Origin of the sequence: Asticcacaulis sp. MM231 (genome assembly GCF_964186625.1) — a bacterium.
GTDB lineage: Bacteria > Pseudomonadota > Alphaproteobacteria > Caulobacterales > Caulobacteraceae > Asticcacaulis.
Genome location: NZ_OZ075108.1, coordinates 217,523 through 240,832, shown reverse-complemented (window position 1 = coordinate 240,832; position 23,310 = coordinate 217,523). Strand labels below are relative to the sequence as shown.

The 23,310-nt window shown below is 60.0% G+C and carries 18 protein-coding genes and 3 pseudogenes; 13 read left to right on the top strand and 8 right to left on the bottom strand.

Annotated features, from left to right (window positions below; genetic code table 11):
* Positions 1 to 160: 160 nt before the first annotated feature.
* A pseudogene (locus ABQ278_RS01150) lies at positions 161 to 1,222 on the bottom strand (transposase); the annotation flags it as partial.
* Here ABQ278_RS01150 and ABQ278_RS01145 point away from each other — a divergent pair.
* The 7 genes and pseudogenes from ABQ278_RS01145 to purH all read left to right on the top strand — a co-directional run.
* Positions 1,218 to 2,075, top strand: a pseudogene (locus tag ABQ278_RS01145) (IS630 family transposase); the annotation flags it as partial. The pseudogenes ABQ278_RS01150 and ABQ278_RS01145 sit on opposite strands and share 5 nt — an antisense overlap.
* A gap of 554 nt (positions 2,076 to 2,629) precedes the next feature.
* Complete coding sequence (locus ABQ278_RS01140) at positions 2,630 to 4,066, top strand: transcription antitermination factor NusB (RefSeq protein ID WP_349320824.1); 1,437 nt, start codon at positions 2,630 to 2,632, stop codon at positions 4,064 to 4,066.
* A gap of 76 nt (positions 4,067 to 4,142) precedes the next feature.
* Positions 4,143 to 4,802 carry a ribulose-phosphate 3-epimerase gene (gene rpe, locus ABQ278_RS01135; RefSeq protein WP_349320823.1) on the top strand — a complete coding sequence of 220 codons (660 nt, stop codon included), beginning with the start codon at positions 4,143 to 4,145 and terminating at the stop codon, positions 4,800 to 4,802.
* A gap of 6 nt (positions 4,803 to 4,808) precedes the next feature.
* Complete coding sequence (locus ABQ278_RS01130) at positions 4,809 to 6,533, top strand: heparinase II/III family protein (protein ID WP_349320822.1); 1,725 nt, start codon at positions 4,809 to 4,811, stop codon at positions 6,531 to 6,533.
* 108 nt (positions 6,534 to 6,641) lie between these two features.
* Complete coding sequence (locus tag ABQ278_RS01125; RefSeq protein WP_349320821.1) at positions 6,642 to 7,013, top strand: glycine zipper 2TM domain-containing protein; 372 nt, start codon at positions 6,642 to 6,644, stop codon at positions 7,011 to 7,013.
* A 220-nt stretch (positions 7,014 to 7,233) separates the two neighbouring features.
* Positions 7,234 to 7,653, top strand: coding sequence for a glycine zipper 2TM domain-containing protein (locus ABQ278_RS01120; protein WP_349320820.1), 420 nt, complete (start codon positions 7,234 to 7,236; stop codon positions 7,651 to 7,653).
* Between the two features lie 254 nt (positions 7,654 to 7,907).
* The gene (purH, locus tag ABQ278_RS01115; RefSeq protein WP_349320819.1) at positions 7,908 to 9,521 is read left to right on the top strand and encodes a bifunctional phosphoribosylaminoimidazolecarboxamide formyltransferase/IMP cyclohydrolase; all 1,614 of its coding nucleotides are present in this window, start codon (positions 7,908 to 7,910) and stop codon (positions 9,519 to 9,521) included.
* Between the two features lie 140 nt (positions 9,522 to 9,661).
* Here the strand turns inward: purH and ABQ278_RS01110 are convergent, their stop codons facing one another.
* Positions 9,662 to 10,258, bottom strand: coding sequence for a nitroreductase family protein (locus ABQ278_RS01110; protein WP_349320818.1), 597 nt, complete (start codon positions 10,256 to 10,258; stop codon positions 9,662 to 9,664).
* A gap of 142 nt (positions 10,259 to 10,400) precedes the next feature.
* Between ABQ278_RS01110 and ABQ278_RS01105 the strand changes: the two genes are divergently transcribed.
* From ABQ278_RS01105 to ABQ278_RS01095, 3 genes are read left to right on the top strand one after another with little or no spacing between them, the layout of a single operon-like run.
* On the top strand, positions 10,401 to 11,159 hold the full coding sequence (locus tag ABQ278_RS01105; protein WP_349320817.1) for a dienelactone hydrolase family protein: 759 nt from the start codon (positions 10,401 to 10,403) through the stop codon (positions 11,157 to 11,159).
* A 49-nt stretch (positions 11,160 to 11,208) separates the two neighbouring features.
* The gene (locus ABQ278_RS01100; protein ID WP_349320816.1) at positions 11,209 to 11,988 is read left to right on the top strand and encodes a dienelactone hydrolase family protein; all 780 of its coding nucleotides are present in this window, start codon (positions 11,209 to 11,211) and stop codon (positions 11,986 to 11,988) included.
* Positions 11,989 to 11,993: 5 nt separating this feature from the next.
* Positions 11,994 to 12,755, top strand: a complete 762-nt coding sequence (locus ABQ278_RS01095) for a dienelactone hydrolase family protein (protein WP_349320815.1) — start codon at positions 11,994 to 11,996, stop codon at positions 12,753 to 12,755.
* 1 nt (position 12,756) lies between these two features.
* Here ABQ278_RS01095 and ABQ278_RS01090 read toward each other — a convergent pair whose 3' ends face one another.
* From ABQ278_RS01090 to ABQ278_RS01070, 5 genes and pseudogenes are all read right to left on the bottom strand, one after another.
* Complete coding sequence (locus ABQ278_RS01090) at positions 12,757 to 13,293, bottom strand: copper chaperone PCu(A)C (protein WP_349320814.1); 537 nt, start codon at positions 13,291 to 13,293, stop codon at positions 12,757 to 12,759.
* 46 nt (positions 13,294 to 13,339) lie between these two features.
* The gene (gene trpS, locus ABQ278_RS01085; protein ID WP_349320813.1) at positions 13,340 to 14,356 is read right to left on the bottom strand and encodes a tryptophan--tRNA ligase; all 1,017 of its coding nucleotides are present in this window, start codon (positions 14,354 to 14,356) and stop codon (positions 13,340 to 13,342) included.
* Positions 14,357 to 14,364: 8 nt separating this feature from the next.
* A complete protein-coding gene (gene murJ, locus ABQ278_RS01080) occupies positions 14,365 to 15,987 on the bottom strand; it encodes a murein biosynthesis integral membrane protein MurJ (RefSeq protein WP_349320812.1) in 1,623 nt (540 codons plus the stop codon).
* 99 nt (positions 15,988 to 16,086) lie between these two features.
* Positions 16,087 to 17,988 carry a potassium transporter Kup gene (locus tag ABQ278_RS01075; protein ID WP_349320811.1) on the bottom strand — a complete coding sequence of 634 codons (1,902 nt, stop codon included), beginning with the start codon at positions 17,986 to 17,988 and terminating at the stop codon, positions 16,087 to 16,089.
* A 101-nt stretch (positions 17,989 to 18,089) separates the two neighbouring features.
* A pseudogene (locus ABQ278_RS01070) lies at positions 18,090 to 20,118 on the bottom strand (potassium transporter Kup).
* 182 nt (positions 20,119 to 20,300) lie between these two features.
* Between ABQ278_RS01070 and ABQ278_RS01065 the strand changes: the two are divergent.
* Positions 20,301 to 20,747, top strand: coding sequence for an Rrf2 family transcriptional regulator (locus ABQ278_RS01065; protein ID WP_349320810.1), 447 nt, complete (start codon positions 20,301 to 20,303; stop codon positions 20,745 to 20,747).
* 140 nt (positions 20,748 to 20,887) lie between these two features.
* Positions 20,888 to 21,685: an SDR family oxidoreductase gene (locus tag ABQ278_RS01060; protein ID WP_349320809.1), complete on the top strand. Its 798-nt coding sequence runs from the start codon at positions 20,888 to 20,890 to the stop codon at positions 21,683 to 21,685.
* Positions 21,686 to 21,691: 6 nt separating this feature from the next.
* Here ABQ278_RS01060 and ABQ278_RS01055 read toward each other — a convergent pair whose 3' ends face one another.
* A complete protein-coding gene (locus ABQ278_RS01055) occupies positions 21,692 to 22,414 on the bottom strand; it encodes a MarC family protein (RefSeq protein ID WP_349322190.1) in 723 nt (240 codons plus the stop codon).
* 98 nt (positions 22,415 to 22,512) lie between these two features.
* Between ABQ278_RS01055 and pyrF the strand changes: the two genes are divergently transcribed.
* Positions 22,513 to 23,202, top strand: coding sequence for an orotidine-5'-phosphate decarboxylase (gene pyrF, locus ABQ278_RS01050; protein WP_349322189.1), 690 nt, complete (start codon positions 22,513 to 22,515; stop codon positions 23,200 to 23,202).
* The last annotated feature ends 108 nt before the right edge of the window (positions 23,203 to 23,310 follow it).

Sequence of the window (23,310 nt, the reverse complement as noted above, 5' to 3'; positions counted from 1 at the left end):
CGTTGAAACGAGATAACGTGCCACGGAACGTGAGCCTTGATCCTCTAGGAGCCCGTCCGAGTAACCAGTTTTGGGGTTAGGTATTTTTTGATTTGGTTCGGCAATATCGGGCCCGGCCATTTTTTCGTTGCTGCCAGTCTGTTCAGAAGGTGTTTTGTCTTTAGGTTGCCTTGGCGAGCTTCAGGATGTTGTGAACGGTACAGATCATTGCCCATTCGGCGGATACGTTTTCTATGCCTCGCATTAGAAACTGACGGAAGCCTCTGGCGTGTTTGATCTGGCCAAACACAGGTTCTACCGTCTGCTTTCGTAAACGGTATGGACTTTCATAGCCGCCTTCGCGCAATCGTTTGCGCATCTCTTCCGTTTTGGGCGTTTTGGCCCGGCCGCCATCCGCAGCCGGGCTGTTATGCTTTTGACGTCCGGTTGCAATAAAGGCGTCTATTTTCCGATTTTCCATGGCCGCTATATTGGCTTCGGAGCAATAGCCTGCATCAGCCGATAATTCGTCTGGAGCCTTGCCAGTATTGGCAATAATGGCGTCAACCATAGGCACCAACTGGGTGCAGTCGGCGGCGCAGTTGTTTAAGTCATGCGCCAATATGATCTGAGCCCTGGCGTCCACGGCCACCTGGGCATTATAGCCTTGGATAAATCCATCACGTCCCAGCATGATTTTGCTATCAGGGTCAGTGAAGTTCCGTTGTGTCTTATCGGATGGCATACCTTCGGGCGTTTTCGGCTTAGGTCCACGCTTCTTCCCGGATGATGCTGGTGGGCCGTCTGGATCTTCCGGGTCTTTTCCGGACTTTGCCGCTTCAGCCTTTTTGTTCTCAGACTTTGCTTTGGCCTCGGCCTCAAGGGCGGCTCGTGCCTCCTTGATTTTCGCCAGCCTCTTTTCCTTCGAAGTCATCCAGTCTGGCGTTTCATCGCCACGCTTGTCACCAAACTCTGCATCTTCAGCGGCATCTGCAGCTTCTGCGGACTTAAGCCAACGCGCAACCTCAGCTTCCAGGTCAACCTCGGCGGTCTTCATCCGACCGTAGCTCATAGCCTTATTTTTTGACGCATTGGCCTTCATCTTCGTACCGTCCACAGACACATGGTTTAAGGCAACAAGACCAGCCTTACGGCACAGCGTCAACACCTGCAGGAATAGGCCGGACAACGCGCTCAAGTGACGTTTGCGAAAATCGGAGATCGTCCGATGGTCAGGACGGTTCGGCGTCGCGGTGAGCACCGCAATCAAGTGGGTGACGCGAACCAAGGAGACCGGCAGTCCTGCCCCCAAGCGAATGGGCGGTTATAAACCCAGAAGTCCTCTCAGGATCTAATCGAGATTGGCTCTTGGAACGTACCCAAACTCCGTTCACGTTACGCGGTTTGGTCCGCGAATTGGGTGAGCGCAATGTTCGTGTGGACTATCGATCAGTTTGGCGGTTCGTTCACTCAGAAGGGCTGAGCTTCAAAAAAAAACGATAATGGCGAGCGAACAGGACCGGCCCGATGTTGCGCGTCGTCGAGAGCAGTGGCGCAAATATCAAGGCAGGCTCGACCTGGGACACCTCGTTTTCATCGATGAAACCTGGGCTAAAACCAATATGGCGGCTTTGCGCGGATGGTGCCCTCGCGGACAGAGACTGTGTGGGAAGGCACCCTTTGGACACTGGAAAACGATGACGTTTCTGGCAGCCCTTCGGAGCGATAGAATCGACGCGCCGTGTGTTTTGGACGGACCAATCAACGGAGCGACGTTCAACCTTTATGTCGAGGAATTCCTGGTACCGACACTTAACCAGGGTGACATTGTAATCATGGACAACCTCGGTAGCCATAAAAGTCCAGCTATCCGAAAAGCTATCCGACGTGCTGGAGCAAAGCTCTTCTTCCTGCCACCGTACAGTCCAGACCTCAACCCTATTGAGCAGGTATTCTCGAAACTCAAACACCTGCTCAGGAAAGCCGCGGAGAGATCGGTAGAGACAACATGGCGCAGAATAGGATCGCTACTCGACGCTTTTGAGCCCGAAGAATGCCGCAGATATCTCCAAAACTCGGGCTATGGAGTCAAGTAATGTCATCCCGCTCTAGCTCGAAAATTGGAAACCTGTCGATTTCATCAGCCACACTTGTCATTGTTAATGACGCCCCGCGAATTGAAAGGGGAAAGGGTAGAAAATGCGCCGAGGTCCGATGATAGCTTTCAACCACCTCGTATCCATTCGCCAAGAGGCGCGTCGCAGCGCCTTTTAACTGCCTTTTTCGATGCCATAGGGGAACGAACGCTGTCAGATAGGTGACAATCAAGGCCAACATCGCCCCGAAAAACTGAGCCCAACCTGAAAGCGCTTGACGCGATTCCGTACAACCAATCATTGCTTTCCCTTATAAGGCTCAACGTTTCCGTGCGCCTTTTAACATGCTGTCTCATTTAACCTCAAGCACGGCTTAGGCTATATGTCTGAAGACTTCTCTGAATTTGTAATCCCTGTCTTTGAAACATCTGGCCCTTAATCTGTGCAATCTGTGTAATCTGTGGATACCCCTTAACCTTTCAAAGGTTGACGCACACCCCTCCGGAGCCATATAGGACGCAACCTTCCCAAGCATCTTAGAAAGCGCGCCCCTTATGGCCCCGAACAGACCTCCCGCTGGCAAACCCACCTTCCAGCGCAAGCTCGTCAAGCGTCCGCCGTCGAAAGGCATGGCCGCCAAGATCGCCGCCAAGCAAGCGCCGATCCAGCATCCCGAACCGACCGTGAATACCGACGACGACGGCGATATCGGCATGAACGCCCGCATTGCCGCCATGAGCCTGATCGATGCCGCCTTGACCAAGCGCTCCGGTTTCGACGAAGCCGTGACGCGCGCCGAATTCCTCTCTTTGAGCGAAGGCGAACGCGCCTTTGCTCGCGCCATGGCCCTGCTGGTGCTGCGCCGCTTAGGCCAGCTCGATCACATCATCGAGAAGAAGACCAAGAAGCTGCCGTCCGCCGCCGTCTGCGATCTCCTGCGCGTCGGTCTGGTGCAGATCGGCTTTATGAACGTGCCCGATTTTGCCGCCGTCTCAACCACGGTCAAGCTGGCCGAACGCGCCTCCAACACCCGCCCGTTCAAGGGCCTGATCAACGCCATCCTGCGCGGCGTTATCCGCGAAGGCGGCCTGCCGCCGGTGATCGCCTCACGCCTCGCACCCGACTGGCTCTATGCCCGCTGGAAGGCGGCTTACGGCGAGGACAACGCCAACGGCATCGCCTACATGCTGACCGAGGAACCCGCCACCGATCTGAGCTTCAAGACCTCAGAGGATATGACCGCCCACAAGGACGCGCTGGAAGGCACCGATCTCGGCGGCCTCACCCTGCGCAGCGCCCTGCGTGGCGATGTCCGCGAATGGTCCGGCTATGACGATGGAGTCTGGTGGGTGCAGGATGCCGCCGCCGTGGCCGCCGTCAATATTCTCGGTGAGATCAAGGGCAAGACGGCCATCGACCTGTGCGCCGCACCCGGTGGCAAGACCATGCAGATGCTGAGCCGCGGCGCGTCCGTGGTGGCGCTCGATCGCTCGAAGAACCGCCTCAAGCGCGTCGAGGAAAATCTGGAACGCACGAAGCTTTCCGCCGAAATCCAGATGGCCGACGCCGAAAGCTTTGAGGACAATCGCAAGTTTGACATCGTGCTGCTCGATGCGCCGTGTTCGGCCACCGGCACCCTGCGCCGCCAGCCCGATGTGCTGTGGGGCACCAAGCCGGCCGATATCGCCAAGCTGGCCGATGTGCAGCATCGCCTGCTCGATTCGGCGGCGAAGCGCGTCAAGACCGGCGGCGATCTGGTCTATTGCACCTGTTCGCTGGAGCGCGAAGAGGGCGAGACCCAGGTCCTGGCCTTCCTGCGCCGCAATAAAGATTTCGTGCTGAACACGGTTTCGCCGGAAAGTGCTGCTGAACTCGGTATTCCGGCGGACTCGGTACGTGAAGAAGGCTGGCTGCGCCTGTTACCGCACCAGCGCCCCGGTGGTCAGGACGGTTTCTTTATCGCCCGCCTCAGCCGCCAACCCGGCCAATAAGAGTTGACCACCTCCACACAAGCGCTTTAAGCACTGAAGAGCGCTTTTTGGCTCAAAATCCGCGAGTACCCCGATCATGACCACGCCCCTGATTTGCCCGTCCATCCTGGCCTCCGACTTTTCCAAGCTTGGCGAAGAGGTCCGCGCCATCACCGAAGCGGGCGCCGACTGGGTCCATATCGATGTCATGGACGGCCATTTCGTGCCCAATATCACCATCGGGCCGGACGTGGTGAAGGCCCTGCGGCCGCACTCGAACCTGCCGTTCGATTGCCATCTGATGATCTCGCCGGTCGACAGTTTCCTTGAGGCCTTCCGCAATGCCGGTGCTGACTATATCAGCCTGCATCCGGAAGCCGGCCCTCACCTGCACCGCTCGTTGAAATATATCCGCCAGTTGGGCGCCAAGGCCGGCGTCGTGCTCAATCCGGCCACGCCTGTCGAGATCCTTGACTGGATCATGGACGATATCGATCTGGTGCTGGTGATGAGCGTCAATCCGGGCTTCGGTGGCCAGAGCTTTATCGATGGCCAGTTGAAGAAGATCGAGGTCATCCGCAAGAAGCTCGATGCCGTCGGGCACCACGCTATTCTGCAGGTCGATGGCGGCGTCAATGCGGCCAATGCGCACCTCTGCGTCGAGGCCGGCGCCACGGCCATGGTCGCCGGAACCGCGGTCTTCAAGGGCGGGCCTTCGGCTTACGCGGCTAACATCAAGCAACTCAAGGGGCTTTAATTCCCCATGCAGGCCTATGAGTTGACCCCGCTTGCCGATGTGATCAAAGCCGCGACGCCCTGGCAAAAGGTCGTTGGGGCGTGGTTGCGCAAGCAGGCCGGGGCCGAACTTTTCGGTATGCCGGGCTATCGCCTGACGCTGAAAGGCCGCGTGCCGGATGGCTTTCTGGCCGCGCCGCACGATGGCCGTCCCGCCAACGCGCTTGCCGGCAAGGCCATTCTCTCCGGCCGTTTTGCGCTGGCCAATGCGCGCATGAGCGTTCAGGGCTCCGGCGATCCATGGAACCGTCCGTCGCCGACCCGCGCCTTCGCCATCGAACTGCACCGTTTCTCGTGGCTCTCCGACCTGATGACGCAGGGCGATGACGGCGCACGCGAGGCCATGCGCCTGTTCCTGCTGTGGCAGCGCACTTTCAGAAGCTGGACCCCCTTCACCTGGGGCGAGGAAGTCCTGCCGCGCCGCCTGATCAACCTGGCCATCCATACCCGCCGCATGGCCGCCGTATCGCGCCCGGAAGAGGTGCATCTCCTGTCGCAATCTCTGGCCGAACAGGGCCGCCACCTGCTGCGCCTGCACCAGAACGCCGCGCATCAGGCCAGTCGCGCTGTAGCGCTGGTGGCGGTTGGCTGTGTGCTGTCGGGCGGTGTCGGCGATGCCTTCCGCAAGAAGGGCCTGAAACGCTTGCCGCGCTCTTTGCGCAAAGCCATGCTGAGCGATGGCAGCCATGCCTCGCGCAGTCCGCAGCAGGGTCTGGAACTGCTCTACGACCTGCTGCTGCTGATCGATGGCCTGAGCCAGCGCAGCCAGGCGGTGCCCGATTACATTGAGCAGCATATCGATCGCCTGTCGCGCTTTGTCCGCACGCTTAGCCACCCCGATGGCAGTCTGGTCGCTTTTCAGGGTTCGGAATCGCTGCTGGAAGACCAGATCGCGCCAGCCATGATCCAGACCGAAGCCAGCGCCTCCAATTTGCCGACTGTGCTCGAACAGGGCCGCTATCACTGTATGCTCGGCCGGTCTTTAAGCGTCTATGTCGATACCGGCGAGGCCAAGGCTGGCGATTTCGGCTTTGCCGCCTGTGACTATCCGATGAGCTTCGAGGTTTCGGGCGGGCGTGACAAGCTGATCGTGTCGCCCGGCTGGTCACCGGCGCAGTCTGATCGTGAGGCCTTTCGTGTGATTGGCGGGGCCAATACGTTGAGTATCGGCGATGAAGTCATCCTCAAGCCGCTGTCGGGTAAGTTCGGCGAACTGCTGCACTTCACGCTGGAGGGTCTGCGTTACAAGGTGCGCAGCCGCCGCGTCGAGGCTGAGGAATCCGGCACCCTGCTGGAGATGGAGCACGAGGGCTGGCGGCCGAAGTTTGGCGTCAAGCACGAGCGCCGCCTCTATGTCGATGCCCTGCGTGACGAACTGCGCGGCGAAGAACGCCTGACGCCGATCGCCAGCAAGAACAAAAACCTGCCGCTCAACGCCAACTACACGGTGCGCTTCCTGCTCCATCCGGAGGTTCAGGCCTCAATGGCGCGCGACAAGAAAAGCATCCTGTTGCGCGGCCCCGGTGGCCGTGGCTGGTGGCTGCGCCATGACGCCCGTGATGTGACGCTCGATGAGGGCATGGTGTTTGAAAAGGGTGTGGCGCGCAAAACCACCCTGATCACCCTGCATGGCACCGCTCGCTTAGATACAGTGACGCGCCTGCGCTGGAAGCTGTCTCCGGCCGAGGCGTGACGCCAGGTCTTTACAGGATCAGCCTATTCTCCTGACTGCATCTTTACATCGTAAAACGGATACTCCCGGCTAAATCCGCGCTCCGAAATGCGCACAAGGAGTATTGTCATGTCACGTTTTCTGAAAACTACCGCCGCCGCCCTGGTTACTCTGGGTCTTGTCGCCGGCACCGCCGCGATCCCTTCGGTCTCGCAGGCCTATCCGCAATATCGCTGCAAGTATGAGCAAAAGCAGTCCGGCCAGAAGGGCGCGGTCGTAGGCGCCATCGCAGGCGGGCTGATCGGCAGCCAGATATCCAAGAATGAGCGCGGTCTCGGCACGGTCGGCGGCGCGGTGGCCGGGGGTCTGATCGGCAACAAGGTCGGCAAGAACAATGCCAAAAAGCGTTGCGTCGATGAAGAGGCCTATCGCACGCGCACAGTCTATGAAACCGACAAGCACGGTCGCCGCCACAAGGTCGTTTATCGCTACGTTCGCTAAAATAATTTTAGACCGACCTGATAGAAAAGGGCCCCGCTGATCTTAGCGGGGCCCTTTTCTATCAGGATGACAGCCCTGTCTAAGCGCTTCAAAAATAAATGCTTTCCTGAACAGGCATGAACGAAGCCGTCAAATCCCGTTCAGGTTCAGGGGGCTATAACTGTCCTCATGAACGGCACATCGGATCAACCGGTCGCCACAGACACGAAGGACTAAAGTTATGAGCAAGATCTTTAAAAACACTATGGCCGCTGTTGTCACTTCCGGCCTGATCATCGGTTCCACCACGGCTGTCATGGCCCCGACCTCGGCTTCGGCCCGCACCACCTATCAGTGCGAGGTCACCAAGTCGAACAGCGCCAAGACCGGCGCCATCCTCGGCGCTCTGGCCGGCGGTTTGCTGGGCAGCCAGGTCGCCAAGAATGAAAAGGGTCTGGGCGCCGTTGGCGGCGCCGTCGTCGGCGGCCTGCTGGGCAACAAACTCGGCAAGGATCAGGGCAAGGACACCTGTAACAAGGCCGAAGCCGCCATGGAACGCCAGCGTTATGAGGACCGCAACTATGGCTACCGCAGCCAGCCGGTTCGCTACAACAGCTACAAGCACTACAGCAATGGTGATCGCTACGGGTCTCGCTACTAAGTACCCCTGGTAGTTTGAGATCGCGATGACCAGCGAAGCCTCCGCCGTGCTCACCCACGGCGGAGGTTTTGTTATAAATCTTTGGGCCATGCTCACCCACGGCGGAGGTTTCGTTGTGAGTTTTTGGGCCGTGCTCACCCGCGGCGGGGGTTTTGTCATATGTGGTCGCAGCTTGTTATCCCGCTGGCCTAGGCAAATGTGACGGGTTCGTGTACATGCGGGGCAAATTTCCTCCCCCCACATACGGATAGCCCATGCCCGCCGCTCCTGATTTTCCACCCGCCGCCGATCTCGTCACCCCGAAACGCGCCCTGATCTCGCTCTCCGACAAGACCGGCCTGATCGAAGCCGGCCAAGCGCTCGTCGCGGCCGGCGTTGAACTGCTCTCGACCGGCGGCACCAAGGCGGCCCTGCAAAAGGCCAATATCGCCGTCAGGGACGTGGCCGACATTACCGGTTTTCCGGAAATGATGGATGGTCGCGTCAAGACGCTTCATCCTAAGGTGCACGGCGCGCTGCTCGCCTATCGTGATGCCCCCGAACACGCGCAGGCGCTGAAAGACCACGACATCCAGCCGATCGATATCGTCTGGATCGACCTCTATCCGTTCGAGGCCACTATTCAAAGCGGCGGGGCCTTTGAAGCCGCCATCGAAAACGTCGACATCGGCGGACCGGCCATGATCCGCTCATCGGCCAAGAACCACCCCTATGTCAGCGTGTGCGTCGACAAGGCCGGCATGGATGAAGTGCTAGCCGCCCTTAAGCACACCGGCACGACATCGCTGGCCCTTCGTAAATCCCTGGCTGCCCGCGCTTTCGCCCGCACAGCCTCTTACGATGCCGCCGTCTCGACCTGGTTCGCCGGTCAGTTGGGCGATGCCTACCCCGAACGCAAGACCATCGGCGCCACCCGCCTGCAAACCATGCGCTACGGTGAAAACCCACACCAGTCCGCCGCCTTCTACAAGACCGGCGAAGATCGCCCCGGCGTCGCTACCGCCAAGCAATTGCAGGGCAAGGAACTGAGCTACAACAACGTCGCCGATACCGACGCCGCCATCGAACTGGCGTCGGAATTCGACCCCGCCGCTTCGGCCGCCTGCGTCATCGTCAAGCACGCCAATCCGTGCGGCGTCGCCACCGGCCCGGACCTTTTGACCGCCTATAAGCGCGCGCTCGAATGCGATCCGGTGTCGGCCTTCGGTGGCATCGTGGCGCTCAACCGCAAGCTCGACAAGGCCACCGCCGAAAAGATCGTCGAGGTCTTCACCGAGGTGGTGGTGGCGCCGGATGTCGATGAAGACGCCATCGCCGTGTTCGCCGCCAAGAAGAACCTGCGCCTCTTGATCACCGGCTCCCTGCCCGATCCGCTGGCCGGCGGTCAGGTGTTCCGTTCGGTGGCCGGCGGCATGCTGGTCCAGTCGCGCGACACCGCCCGCATCACCGCGGCGGATCTGAAAGTGGTCACCAAGCGCCAGCCGACCCCAGCCGAGATTGAGGACATGCTGTTCGCCTTCACCATCGCCAAGCACGTCAAGTCGAACGCCATCGTCTACGCCAAGGATGGCCGCACGGCGGGTATCGGCGCCGGTCAGATGAACCGCCGCGATTCCGCCCGCATCGCCCGCCTGCGCGCTCAGGAGGCCGCGGAAGGTCTGGGCCTGACCGAGTCTCTGGCCAAGGGGTCGGCCTGCGCCTCGGAAGCCTTCTTCCCGTTCCCCGATGGCCTGCTGGAAGCCGCTGCTGCCGGCGCCACCGCCATCATCCAGCCGGGCGGTTCGATGGGCGATCAAGCGGTGATCGACGCCGCCGACGCCGCCGGACTGGCGATGGTCTTCACCGGCGTTAGAGTTTTCAGACACTAATTCAAGTAAGAAACCCCACCACCACCACGCCTCAAGTGAGGACTAGCGAAATGGTGGTGGGGTTTCTTACTTCCAAGCTCAGCAAAAAGCCCCCTGAAGTTAAACTTCAGGGGGCTTTCTTATGGGGCCTACCTTAAAGCTTAAACCGGCGCTTTGATGTCACCGGTGAACTTGCCCTTGAAGGCCATATCCGACAGGGCCTGACGCTGCGAAGGCGCCTCACGCGGCTGAAGGAAATCAGCCAGGGTGCTGACATCGCCCTGATAACCAATGGCGACGGCGGCCTCGACCTTGAGGTTTTCCGGCAGTTCGAGCACAATCGGCGCCTTGTCATACTCTATGCCCGCCATGCAGTGGGCCACGAGGCCGAGCGCATGGGCTTGCAGGCTCAGCGACATAAAGGCCGAACCGGCGTCAAAGCTGTTGGTGATGTTTTGGCGCTCGCCATCAAACGTCTTGACCGAGGTGACGAAGATCAGGGCGCCGGCATTCTTCGCCCAGCCTTCGTTGAAGGGGATCAGCAGCGACAACAGGGTGTCGAATTCCGGCTGCCCCTTCACGCCATAAAAGAAACGCCACGGCTGTAGGTTGGAGGCCGACGGCGCCCAGCGCGCGGCTTCGAGAACAGTCAAAACCTGCTCCTCGGTCACAGGCTTGTCGGCAAAGGCGCGGGGCGACCAACGCTCGGTAAACTGTGGCAGGATAGGGTAATTCGGGGTGCGCGAAGGGGTCGTCATAAGGAAAGAACTCGCTGGCTAAATATATTAAACACTGGCTTTTAGGGCCGATTTCTGATTCACCAGAGGATGATCCTGCGGTGCACCATCAATACGTAACCATATGTGTGACAGTTCAGGCGTTTTGCAAGGGATAAAGTGATTGCTCGATACAATTCAGCACCGATTTTCCATCCTTGAACCCTACATCACCGCCTACGGCCCCAGCGACAAGACGCCGCGCCCGGCCGTGCTGCTTTTTCACGCCTGTAATGGCGTGCGCGATCATATCCATGCCTATGCCCGTCAGGCCGAGGCGCTCGGCTATCGCGCCTATGTCATCGATTCCTTCCTGCCGCGCGGCTGGGATCACAATGCCGCGATGAGTTTGGTCTGCACCGGCCTGGCCCTGCATGGCTATGAACGTTCGGGCGATGTGCTGGCGGCGATCTGGGGCCTCGGCCAGCGTCCGGAGGTCGATGCCGACCAGATCATGCTGGCTGGCTGGAGCCACGGCGGCTGGGCCATTATGGACCTGATGACCGAAAAGCTGACCCGCGACGGCGAAGCCCGCCTGAAAAACCCGACTCCAGAGCCGATGGCGGGCGTCAAGGGTGTGTTCCTCGTCTATCCGTATGTCAATTTCCCAGCGCGTTCCAATACGCATGGCTGGGAATATAATCCCAAGACACTGGCCGTGCTGGCCAAACAGGATTTCCTGACCGCACACAGCCACGCCGACCATATCTTCAATCATTTGAAAAGCGAGGGCGTGCCGATCGAACGGCTCGATCTCGATTGCACCCATTGCTTCGATGAAGACAGCAGTCTTCATTTTGGTCCGCTAATGGCCTATGATCAGCGTAGCCATGAAAAAACCGTGGCGGCGTTCGAAGGTTTCCTCAAGGATACCTTTATCTAGGATTTCAGAGCTCAAGGGGGCGCTTGAGCTACAAGAATGGGGGAATGACATGGATACGATGGCGCAGCGCTATGCTCTGCTGGAACCGCACATCACGGTGTACGGGCCGCAGGATGAGCTGGTCCGACCGGCGGTCGTTATGTTCCATGGCTGCGGCGGCATGCGGCCCCACGTTCACCTTTATGCGCAAGCCGTGGCCCTGACCGGTGCGCGCGCCTATGTCGTCGATAGTTTCACACCGCGTGGCTGGGATCGTAACTTTGCCGTCTCATTAATCTGCACTGGCGCGGTGTTGCAGGGCTATGAGCGCGCCGGTGATGTGCTGTCGGTGCTGTGGGGGCTTAAGCAAAGCGGCCGCGTCGATATGGACAAGGTGATCCTCACCGGTTTCAGCCATGGCGGCTGGTCGATCATGGACCTGATGACCTCACCGCTGAGCACGTCTGGCAACGTCAAGATCGCCGATCCCGATCCGGCTCTGGTCGCGCGCGTGAAGGGCCTTTTCCTCATCTATGCCTATCTCAATTTTCCCGCCCGCACCAATTCGGTGCCCTGGCAGTTCAAACCCAGAACCTTTGCCGTGCTGGCGAAGAAAGATCATCTAACACCGATCAAGCATGCCGAAAAAACCTTTCTAAAATTGCAGGCGCAAGGCGTCGATGTCACCACGCTACAACTCGACGCCACACACGCCTTCGATGAGGAAGACAATAAGGGCATGGTGATGAGGTATGACGCCGATATCATGCAGACCTCGCTCGAAACCCTTCTGAGTTTCACCACCGGGCTTTTCGACCTGCCGCAAGCTTCCGAACGCGCAGCCGGTTAAACGCCATGGCGCTCGATACGCTGCACCAGCGCTTTGAGAGACTGGCGCCCCATATTCTGACCTACGGCCCGCCGGATGATCTGCCGCGCCCGGCGATTCTGCTGTTTCATGGCTGCGGCGGCATTGCCGAAAACCTGCTGATCTATTGCCAGATGGCGGCGCGGGCCGGCATCCGCGCCTATATCATCGATAGTTTCGCACCCCGCGGGTGGTCGCGCAAACACGCCTCGAACTGGGTGTGCAAGGGGCTGAAACTGCGCGGCTATGAACGTTCCGGCGATGTGCTGGCGGCGCTTTATGGTGTGTCGCAACGGCCAGAGATCGATAGGTCGCGCCTTATGCTGGCCGGCTGGAGCCACGGCGCCTGGGCCATTATGGATCTGATGACGCAAAAGCTCGACAAGCCCGGTGATGCCCGCCTCAGCGATCCGGCGGCGTCATGGCTGGATGGCGTGACGGGGCTGTTCCTCGTCTACCCCTATATCAATATCATGGCGCGCTCGGTAACTCGGCCGTGGGCGCACAAGCCGAAGACGATGGCGGTGCTGACGCTGAAAGATCACCTCGCCAGCTATCGTCATTCGCTGAAACTGGTGCGGAGTTTGCGCAAACAGGGCGTAGCGGTCGAGACCCTGACCTTCAACGCCACCCATGCCTTTGACGAAGAGGGCATCGATAAGACACGGATCATGGCCTATGACCAGGCGGCGCTGGCCTCAACCCTGGAAGCGTTTCAGGACTTCATGGCGGAAACCCTGAAAAGCTGACTTACATCTTCATGTCGCCGTGATCCATGTTACCGGACGTGCCGGTCTTGGCCAAGGGCGTGTTGGAGACGGGCATGGACAGGGTAATCGGGCCGGCCTTTTCAAACACCAGCGTGACATCGACCTTATCGCCCGCCTTGGGGCGTTCGGTCAGGCCTTCCAACATGATGTGATTACCGCCGGGGGCGAAGGTCAGGGTGTCGCCGGAGAGGATCTCGAAGCCATCGTTGGCCTCGGCCATTTCCATCACCGTGCCATTCATCTTCATGGTATGCAGGGTTGTGGTGGTGGCGCAGGTGCAGGAGGCGGAGAGCAGGCGATCGGCGGTGCTGCCCTTGTTGGCGATGGTGACGTAGGCGGCGGTGTTCGGATTGTTGCCGAGCGCCGCCCGCATAGCATAGTCCGTCATGTTGAGGCTGGCCTTGACCACCTCGCCGCTGGCGTCGCTGGTAGACGAGACCGTGGTGGTCTCCTTAGCCTTGTCGCAAGCGGTGAGTGCGAGGGCGGCGCCCACGAAAACCAGTGCCAGTTTCTTCATGTCCGTTCCCTTTATGTAACGGGGTGCAGGGGTCTTGACCCCGCAACTACCCCCATAATCCGATAATCTTCTTCACGTCCTTCACAACCGGATCGGCCACGGCACTGGCGCGCTCGGCGCCCTTGGCCAGAACCCGGTCGATTTCCGCCGGATCGTTAATGAGCTGCCGCAGCTTCGTCGAAATCGGTGACATTTTTTCGACCACGACCTCAGCCAGGGCCGGTTTGAAGGTGCCGAAGCCCTTGCCGCCGAAATCCCTGAGCACGTCGGCAACCGTTACGCCGGCCAGCGCCGCATAGATGCCGACCAGGTTCTTGGCTTCGGGGCGGCTTTCCAGACCTTCGGCGTCTTCCGGCAGCACGTCGGCGTCGGACTTGGCCTTCTTGATCTTGGAAGCGATGGTGTCGGCGTCGTCGGTCAGGTTGATGCGCGAATTATCCGATGGATCGGATTTCGACATCTTGGCCGTGCCGTCACGCAAGGACATGATGCGCGCGCCGGGCCCCTGATAGAGGGTTTCGGGGATCGGGAAATAATCGGTGTCGAAGTCGTGGTTGAACTTCTTGGCGACGTCGCGGGTCAGTTCCAGGTGCTGGCGCTGGTCCTCGCCGACCGGCACATGGGTCGCCTTGTAAACGAGAATGTCAGCGGCCTGCAGCACCGGATAGGTATAGAGGCCCACCGAAGCACGCTCCTTGTCCTTGCCAGCCTTGTCCTTGAACTGGGTCATGCGGTCGAGCCAGCCGAGGCGGGCGACGCAGTTGAGCAGCCAGGCCATTTCGCTGTGGGCGCGCACGGCCGACTGCGGGAAGATGGTCGACTTGTCGATATCAACGCCGGCGGCCAGATAGCAGGCGGCGATTTCGCGCGTTTGCTGAAGCAGCTTGGCCGGTTCCTGCCAGACGGTGATCGCGTGCAGATCGGCGATCATGTAAAAACGCTCGGCGTCATCACCTTGCATATCGGCGAACTTCTTCAGCGCGCCGAGATAGTTGCCGAGGTGCAGCGAGCCAGAGGCCTGGATGCCGGAGAGGATGCGTTTCCCGAAGGTCGTCGTGGTCATGTCAGTTCCTAGCGACGCTTAAGCATCGCCTTCAGTTCGCGCGGCTTGATCGCGCCCGTTACAAAGAGCAGTCCGATATAAAGGAAGAGGCCGGCGAAACAAACCCCCAGAATGGCGATTTCCTTGACGCCATGCGGGAAGACGGCGGTAATCTGGCCCTCGATCAGGCTGCGGAACTGATCGCATACCAAAAGAAACGCCGCCATGCCGACGCCGGCGATCAGCACCTTGGTCAGGCCCGAAGCGCTGCGGGTAGAGAGGTGCCACATCTTGCGACGGATCAGGCTGATCAGCATCAGGATGACATTGGCCCAGGCGCCGGCAGAGGTGCCGATGGCAAGACCGGCCACGCCGATATAATGGAACAGGGTCAGGCCTACGACCAGATTGACCGCCACATTGACCATGGCGAACTTCATCGGGCCAAAGGTGTTCTTGCGGGCATAGAAGGCGGGGCTGAGGATGCGTGTCAGCACGAAGGCCGGCACGCCCCAGCCATAATGCAGCAGGGCGCTGGCGGTCTGATGGGCGTCATAGACGTGGAATTCGCCGCGCGTGAACAGGCCGTCGATCAGGAAGAACGGAATGGCGATCAGCGCGGCGGCAGCCGGCAGGGTCAGGGCCATAGAGAAGATGAGGGCGTCGTCCATGGTGTTCTGCGCGCCGTCATGATCCTGCGCCTGCACCGCACGCGACAGCGCCGGCAGAAGGGCCACGCCAATGGCGACACCCACAAGCCCGAGCGGCAGTTGATAAAGGCGGTCGGCGTAGTTCAGCCACGAACGCGCGCCGGGCACAGCCGAGGAAAAGGCCTGCGAGATAAAGACGTTGATCTGAGTGGCGGCGGCGGCCAGAGCGCCGGGAATGGCCAGCCACATCAGCTTTTTAATATCGGGTGTCAGGCGCGGCAGGACGAGTACGCCGATCTTCGCCCCGACACGGCGGATACCCCAGAACAGCAGGCCCGCTTGCAGGATACCGGCGGCCAGCACGCCCCATGAGGCCGCATAGGCCGCCTGAATCGGATCGTGCTGCGGAATGACGGCGATCAGCATGACGGCATTGAGCACAGTCGGCACGGCAGCCGAGATGATAAAGCGACCGCGCGCATTGAGCACACCTGACATCAGCGCCACGATGGCCATGCACGGCAGATAGGGCATGGTTATCTGGGTCAGGATGATGGCCAGCTTGAACTTGGCCGGGTCGCTGAAATAGCCGGGATTGATGACGTGCATCAGCCACGGCATGGTCAGTTGCGAGGCCAAGGTCAGAACGAGTGTGGCGAAGGTCAGGGTGGCCATGGCGTCGCGCGCCAGCTTGTCGGCGGCTTCCGGGCCTTCCTGCACCAGAACCGCCGAATAGGACGGCACAAAGGCGGCGGTGAAGGCGCCCTCGGCAAAGATGCGGCGGAACAGGTTGGGGAAGCTGAGCGCGGTGTAATAGGCGTCGGCGGCGATATTGCCCGACGCGCCGAGCACGGCCGAGATAACCAGATCGCGCGCCAGCCCCATGAAGCGGCTGATCAGGGTGAAGAAGCTGTTGATCAGAGAGTTCTTGACCAGCCCGGAGGACTTGCGCCCAGGCTGGTTTTCAGGCGCTTCGGGAGTTTCGATTTCAGCCACGGACATACTCAATTGGGGTGCGCTTCCGCTTTAGGCCCGCCGCGAATTTCATACAAGCGGTTTTGCGTTAACGGCAAGGGGCCACAGGTTCTCACCAGCGGCTTTTTATACCGTCACCTGCGTCCCCAGTTCGACCACACGTCCCGGCGGGATATGGAAGAACTCGGTCGGGTTAGCGGCGTTTTTCATCAGGAAGATGAACAGCTTGTCCTGCCACAGCGGCATGCCCGAATTGGCCGACGGCACCACAGAGCGTTTGCCGACAAAGAAGCTGGTGGAGAGGATGTCGAACTTCAGGCCGCGCTTGCGGCAAATGCCCAGGGCCTGCGGAATGTTGGGCGTTTCCATAAAGCCGAAGGTCAGGGTGACGACGGTGAAATCGTCGTTGAGCGGCGTGATGGTGACCCGCTGATCAAGATCGACGCGCGGGGTATTGGCGGTTTTGACCGTCAGCACGACGTTCTTTTCATGCAGCATCTTGTTGTGCTTGAGGTTGTGCATCAGGGCCACCGGCGCAACGTCAGCGTCCGAGGTCAGAAAGATGGCGGTGCCGGCCACGCGGTGCGGCGGGCGCTTCTTCATCATCTCCACCAGATCGCTCAGGGGCAGGCTGTCACGCGTCGCCTTGGCCGCCAGAATGTGCGAGCCCTTGATCCAGGTGGCCATGACGAAGATCAGGATACCGCCAAACGCCAGAGGCATCCAAGCGCCCGACAAAAGCTTGGTCAGGTTGGAGGCCATGAAAATCGCCTCGATGATGCCAAGCGGCACCAGCAGGGCCAGGGTGCGCAAGCGCGACCACAGCCAGATCTTGCGAATGACGATATAGGCCATGATGGTGCTGATGAACATGGTGCCGGTGACAGCGATACCATAGGCCGAGGTCAGGGCTTCGGAGCTTTTGAAAATGGCCACCAGGAAGACGACACCGATCATTAGCATCGTGTTCATCTGCGGCACGAAGATCTGCCCGGCCTGGGTCTCGGAAGTACGGCGGATATCCATGCGCGGCAGAAGCCCAAGCTGCACTGCCTGCTGTGTCATGGAAAAAGCACCGGTGATGACGGCCTGCGAGGCGATGACCGTGGCCAGTCCGGCCAGGATAAGAACCGGCCAGTAGAAGGCTTCCGGCACCATGCGCCAGAACGGGTTGCTTTGCGCGGTCGGGTCAACCAGGGTCAGGGCGCCCTGGCCCAGATAGTTGAGCATCAGCGCCGGGAAAACGATCCAGATCCAGCCCCGGTTGATCGGCTTTTTACCGAAATGGCCCATATCGGCATAGAGGGCCTCGGCGCCGGTCACGACCAGAAATACGCTGCCCAGAATGATAAAGCCGGTGACACCGTTGGCCAACAGAAAGCTCAGGCCGTAGTGCGGGCTGAGCGCCGCCAGGATCGCCGGCTTTTGAATGATGTAATAGACGCCCATCCCGGCGATGACGACAAACCACAGCAGCATGATCGGGCCAAACAGCCGCGCCACCTTCTCCGTACCGCGCGACTGGGCCAGAAACAGGGCGATCAGAATAACGAAGGCGATGGGCAGGATATACTGATCGAGACTGTGGCCGATGCCCGGCGCATCCTTAACGCCTTCGACCGCGCTCAAAACCGACAGGGCGGGGGTGATGATACTGTCGCCATAAAAAAGCGCCGCACCGCAGACGCCGAGAAAGAACACGGTCGGGGAATAGCGGCCGAGCGCCTTTTGTGCCAGCGCCATCAGGGCCAGGGTGCCGCCCTCGCCGGCATTATCCGCCCGCATCAGGAAGATGACGTATTTGATCGTCACCAGCAGAACCATCGCCCAGAAAACGAGAGAGATGACGCCGTAGGTCGCCAGATGCGGATCCGTGCCGGCGCGCGCATGATGCAGCGCTTCCTTCATGGCGTAGAGCGGGCTGGTGCCGATATCGCCAAACACCACGCCGACCGCGCCGATCATCAGCGCCGTTTGACCCGACTTGCCGTGACCCGGCTCGGTCTGGCCGGTAATGTCGTTCGCCATATAGTCTTTCCGGCCCTTATACGAGTTATCAAAGCGCGCACATATAGCGTATCGAAGACAGGGCGGGGTGTATAGATTTTGTATAGATTTAAGCTGTGGCGTTACACCGTCACCTGCGTCCCCAGTTCGACCACACGTCCCGGCGGGATATGGAAGAACTCGGTCGGGTTAGCGGCGTTTTTCATCAGGAAGATGAACAGCTTGTCCTGCCACAGCGGCATACCCGAATTGGCCGACGGGACGACATTGCGCTTACCAAGGAAGAAGCTGGTGGCCATGATATCGAACTTGAGGCCGAGCTTGCGGCACAGGCCCAGCGCGCGCGGCAGGTTCGGGCTTTCCATGAAGCCATAGTGCAGCGTCACCTTCTTGAAGTCCTCGTTGATCAGCTCGATGGTGACACGCTTGTCTTCCGCCACACGCGGCACGCCGATCGTCTTCACAGTCAGAATGATGTTCTTCTCGTGCAAAACCTTGTTGTGCTTGAGATTGTGCATCAGGGCGACGGGCGCCGAACTCAGCATCTGAGGTCAGAAAGATCGCGGTGCCGGCCACGCGGTGCGGCGGACGCTTTTTCAGCATATCAACCAGATCGAGCAGGGCGACGCTGTCACGGCGCGACTTTTCGGTCAGGGTGCGGGTGCCGGTGGCCCAGGTCAGCATGATCAGCACGAGCATGGCACCGAGTAGCAGCGGCAGCCAGGCGCCTTGCGGAATCTTGAGCAGATTGGAGCCGAAGAAGATCAGATCGAGCGCGCCGAGTGGCACCAGCAGAGCCCAGGCCTGCCAGCGCTTCCACTTCCAGACATGGCGCAGGAAGACATAGGCCAGCAGCGTATCGACCAGCATGGCGCCGGTGACGGCGATGCCATACATCGAGGTCAGGCGGTCGGTTGAGCGGAAGACGAACAGCAGAACCAGCACGCCGACCATCAGCATGGTGTTGATCTGCGGCACGAAAATCTGGCCGGCCTGGGTTTCCGAGGTGCGCTTGATATCAATGCGCGGCAGAAGACCAAGCTGAACCGCCTGTTGCGTCATCGAAAACGCGCCGGTGATGACGGCCTGGCTAGCGATGACCGTGGCGCAGGTGGCCAGCAGGAAAATCGGCCAGTAGGCGATATCGGGCACCATGCGCCAGAACGGATTCTCACGCGCCGACGGATCGGCCAGGGTGAGCGCGCCCTGACCGAGATAGTTGAGCGTCAGGCAGGGCAGGACGAAGAACAGCCACGCATACTGGATCGGCTTCTTGCCGAAATGGCCCATATCGGCATAGAGCGCCTCGGCGCCCGTGACGGCGAGGAAGACCGAGCCCAGGATGACAAAGCCGGTAAAGCCGTTGGCGATCAGGAACTCGATGCCATATTGCGGCATCAGGGCCACCATAATGCCGGGCTGATCGAAGATATGATAAAGTCCAAGACCGCCCAGGGTCAGGAACCATAGCACCGTGATAGGGCCGAAGAATTTCGCCACCTTGGCCGTGCCCTTCGATTGCACCATGAACAGGGCGATCAGGATGATGGCGGAAATCGGCACAATCAGGTGATGGACATTGCCGCCGATTCCGGGCGCGTCCTTCAGACCTTCGACGGCGCCCAGCACCGAAACGGCCGGGGTGATGATGCCGTCGCCGTAGAAAAGCGCCGCGCCGCAGATACCGAGAAAGAAGACGGTCGGGGAATATTTACCGAGTGCTTTTTGCGCCAACGCCATCAGGGCCAGGGTGCCGCCTTCGCCCTTGTTGTCAGCGCGCATCAGGAACAGCACGTATTTGACGGTCACGATCATGACCAGGGCCCAGAAGACCAGCGAAATCACGCCCTTGATCGCCAGTTCGGCATTGGTGCCTTCGCGGGTGTGGAACAGGGCTTCGCGCATGGCGTAGAGCGGGCTTGTGCCGATATCGCCGAACACCACACCGACAGAGCCTACGGCCAGCGCCAGAAAGCCTTCCTTGCCATGACCATGACTCGACACCGCCTCAGCTTCGGAAGCATGCGGGTCCGCGGGGTTGACGTTAGGTGAGGATGTAGATGTGTCTTGAGCCGTGCCACTCTGGGGCGCGCTGGTCGTGTCCGAGCCCGGCGGGGAGGCCGGCGTCTCAGAAGGGGTATCCCCGGTCATGTATACTCTCCTGAAGGCGCCAATGGCAGATGACACAAAGTCACTTTGGGAGGCCCTCGCTTGAACTCGGCGCTCTTACGCCCATTTATAGCCATATTCAATCAGGATTCTTGCGGCCTCAGCAGGGGATGGGCGAAACCCCCTATGAAGATGGCCGGAATTGTCGTATCAAAGTAGCGCAAATGTCAGATAGTCAAAGATTTCCCGTGGCCGCCCACACGCTGGCCTACCTCGCCCACCGTAACGCCTATTCTCGTGAACAGGCGGTATCTTCGTCTGTGCTCGCCGCCTCCATCCCGACCAATCCGGTCGTTATCCGCCGCATGACCACGCAACTGGCCAAGGCCGGTCTGCTGGCCACCTGCTCAGGCGTTTCCGGCGGGGCATGGCTGCTGAAAAAACCGGAACACATCAAGCTCGATGAAATCCTAAAGGCCGTCAATGGCTGCGCCCACCTCGGCTCCGCGCCGCTGGGCGCCGAAGGCTGCCCGATCAGCCAGGCCATTCCCAAGGCGGTCAATGAGGCGATGATGGCGGCTAATATCGCTGCGGCCAAAAGCCTTTCCACCTTTACCGTGGCCGATCTGCTCAAACATACGGCTGATCTGCCGGTTGAATACGCGGTTTAAAGGCTCATTTGCCGGTTAAGGCTCTGCCAAAGGCGGGGTGCTTTCCAAGTCTGAAGGCTTGGAATTTACTTGCATTTTCAGCGGCGCTCGTGTTCGCTTCCTGCCTGCGTTTCTGGCCTGAATCTAACTGAGGTAACGACTTGTCCCGCCGTCTTGTCCTGATCACCGGAGCTTCCTCGGGCATTGGCCTGGCCTTCGCCCGCGCCTATGCCTCACACGGCTGGGACGTGGCCCTGACCGCCCGCCGTGCCGATCGTCTGGAAAAACTGGCCGAGGAAATCCGCCTGCGTTTCGGCGTCGAAGCCCACGCCCTGCCGGCCGATCTGGCCGAAGTCCATGCGCCGGAAGACTTGCAAAAGAGCCTTCTGGCGCTTGGCCGCAATGTCGACGGACTGGTCAACAATGCCGGCTATGGCCAGCCCGGCGGCTTCGTCGCTAACAACCTGGAACAGCACAAGGCCTTCATGCAGGTCATGATGATGGCACCGATGGAGCTGACGCACCGCTTCCTGCCCGGCATGATCGAGCAGAAATTTGGCCGCATCATCAATGTCGCCTCGCTCGCAGGCTTCCTGCCGGCCTCGCCGGGCGACACGCTTTATGGCCCGATCAAAACCTTCCTGACGCGCTTCTCGCAAAGCCTGCATCTGGAGGTGCGCGATCACGGCGTCCACGTCAGCGCACTCTGTCCCGGTTGGACCTATTCGGAATTTCACGACGTGGTCGGCACGCGCTCCAAGCTCTCCAAGGCCGTCCCCGAATGGTGGTGGATGGGCGCGGATGAGGTGGCGCGTGAGGGTTATGTCGCCGCCGAAGCCAACCGCCCGTGCTGCGTGCCCGGCGCACCAAATAAAGCCGTGGCGGCCTTGCTAAATATTGTGCCCGGTGACTGGACGATGGAACTGGCGTCAGGTCAGTTGCGCAAAATTCATCGGTAAACTAATTTAACGATGATGCGTGGTGCTCTCATACGGATGGGCGGCGCTCGGCAGGATCAGATTGTGCGTTATCTCGCTCACCGACGAAATGATGATCTGCACCGACAGGGCGCACAGGATCAGACCCAGCACCCGCACCACCACAACCATGCCGACACGCCCGAAAACCCGTGAAATCGTGTTGGAAAACAACAGGGTGACCAGAACCGCGGCGCTTGTGGTGAAGATCGCCGCTACGCCGGCGACGGTGCCCCAGATGCCCATCTTGGCCGCCACATCGGCCTGAATGACAGCGGTCGAGATCGTGCCGGGACCGACCATCAGCGGAAAGGCGAACGGCACCACCAGCTTTTCAAACGATTTCTTGGCGCTCTCGCGGTGACCGAGCGGCTGGACGCCAGTAGCCGGATCACCCCCGCTCTTGACCTCCTCGGCATGGCTGAAGGTCTCCAGAAAATCGCCGCGCGCCATATCCAGCCCCATCAGGAACAGGATCAGCCCGCCGGCGATACGGAAGGAATCCATCGAAATGCCGAAAAACTTCAGGATGCTGAGTCCGGCGAAGAAGAACAGGGTCAGGATGATCGCCGTGAAAATGGCGATATAGAGACTGAGCAACCGGCGCGAACGCACGCTCTGGCTCTGGGTGGCGGCCGCGAAAATGGGCACATTGCCGATCGGATCGATCAGGGCAAAAAGCGTAATGAAAAAGTTGACGTAGAACTCAATGAGAAGTCATTGGCTGGCCCAGACCGTATCAAGCGAATGAAAGCCACCACACAGCAATTCGCCCTTAATCGCAACCCCTTGCAGAGATGTGTAGCATGCTGAAAGCCGATCCCCGCCTGATCGTCGCCCTTGATGAACCCGACCTCGCCTCAGCGCGCGCCCTGGTGACAATCCTTGGCGGCAGCGTCAGCTACTACAAGATCGGCCTGACGCTTTTGGCTCAGGGCGGTTTGCGTCTGTGCGAAGAGCTGGCGGCGCAAGGCAAGCAGGTCTTTCAGGACTGGAAACTGCACGATATCGGCGCCCAGGTCGAAGGTGCGGCCAAGGCGGCGTCTTCCGGCGCCTGTGATCTGCTAACGGTACATGCCGAACCGCAGGTCATGAAGGCCGCGATTAAGGGCCGCTCCAATCCCAACACGAAAATCATCGGCGTCACCGTCATGACCAGCCTGACGCAGGACGATCTCGACGAGATGGGCTATGGCGTGCCCTTGGCCGATCTGGTGCTGCGTCGCGTCGATCAGGCCGTGGCTTGCGGCATGGATGGCGTGGTCGCCTCGCCGCACGAAGCGGCCATGATCCGCGCCCGTGTGCCCGCTGATTTCCTGATCGTGACGCCGGGCGTACGTCCGGTCGGGGCTTCGGTCGATGACCAGCAGCGCATCGCCACGCCGGAAGACGCTTTCCGCAACGGCGCCTCGCATGTGGTGGTGGGCCGTCCGATCACCCGCGTCGCCGATCCGGTCGCCGCCACGCAGGCTATTCTGGCCGCCATTCAGAATATTTAGTCCCAAAATGGCAGGTCATTTTGGCAAGGGCGACCGCCCGCCGCCGCTTTTGCGGCGAGCCATGCGGCAACTGAGCTAAAAAATGACTTACATAAGACTTGCATAGTT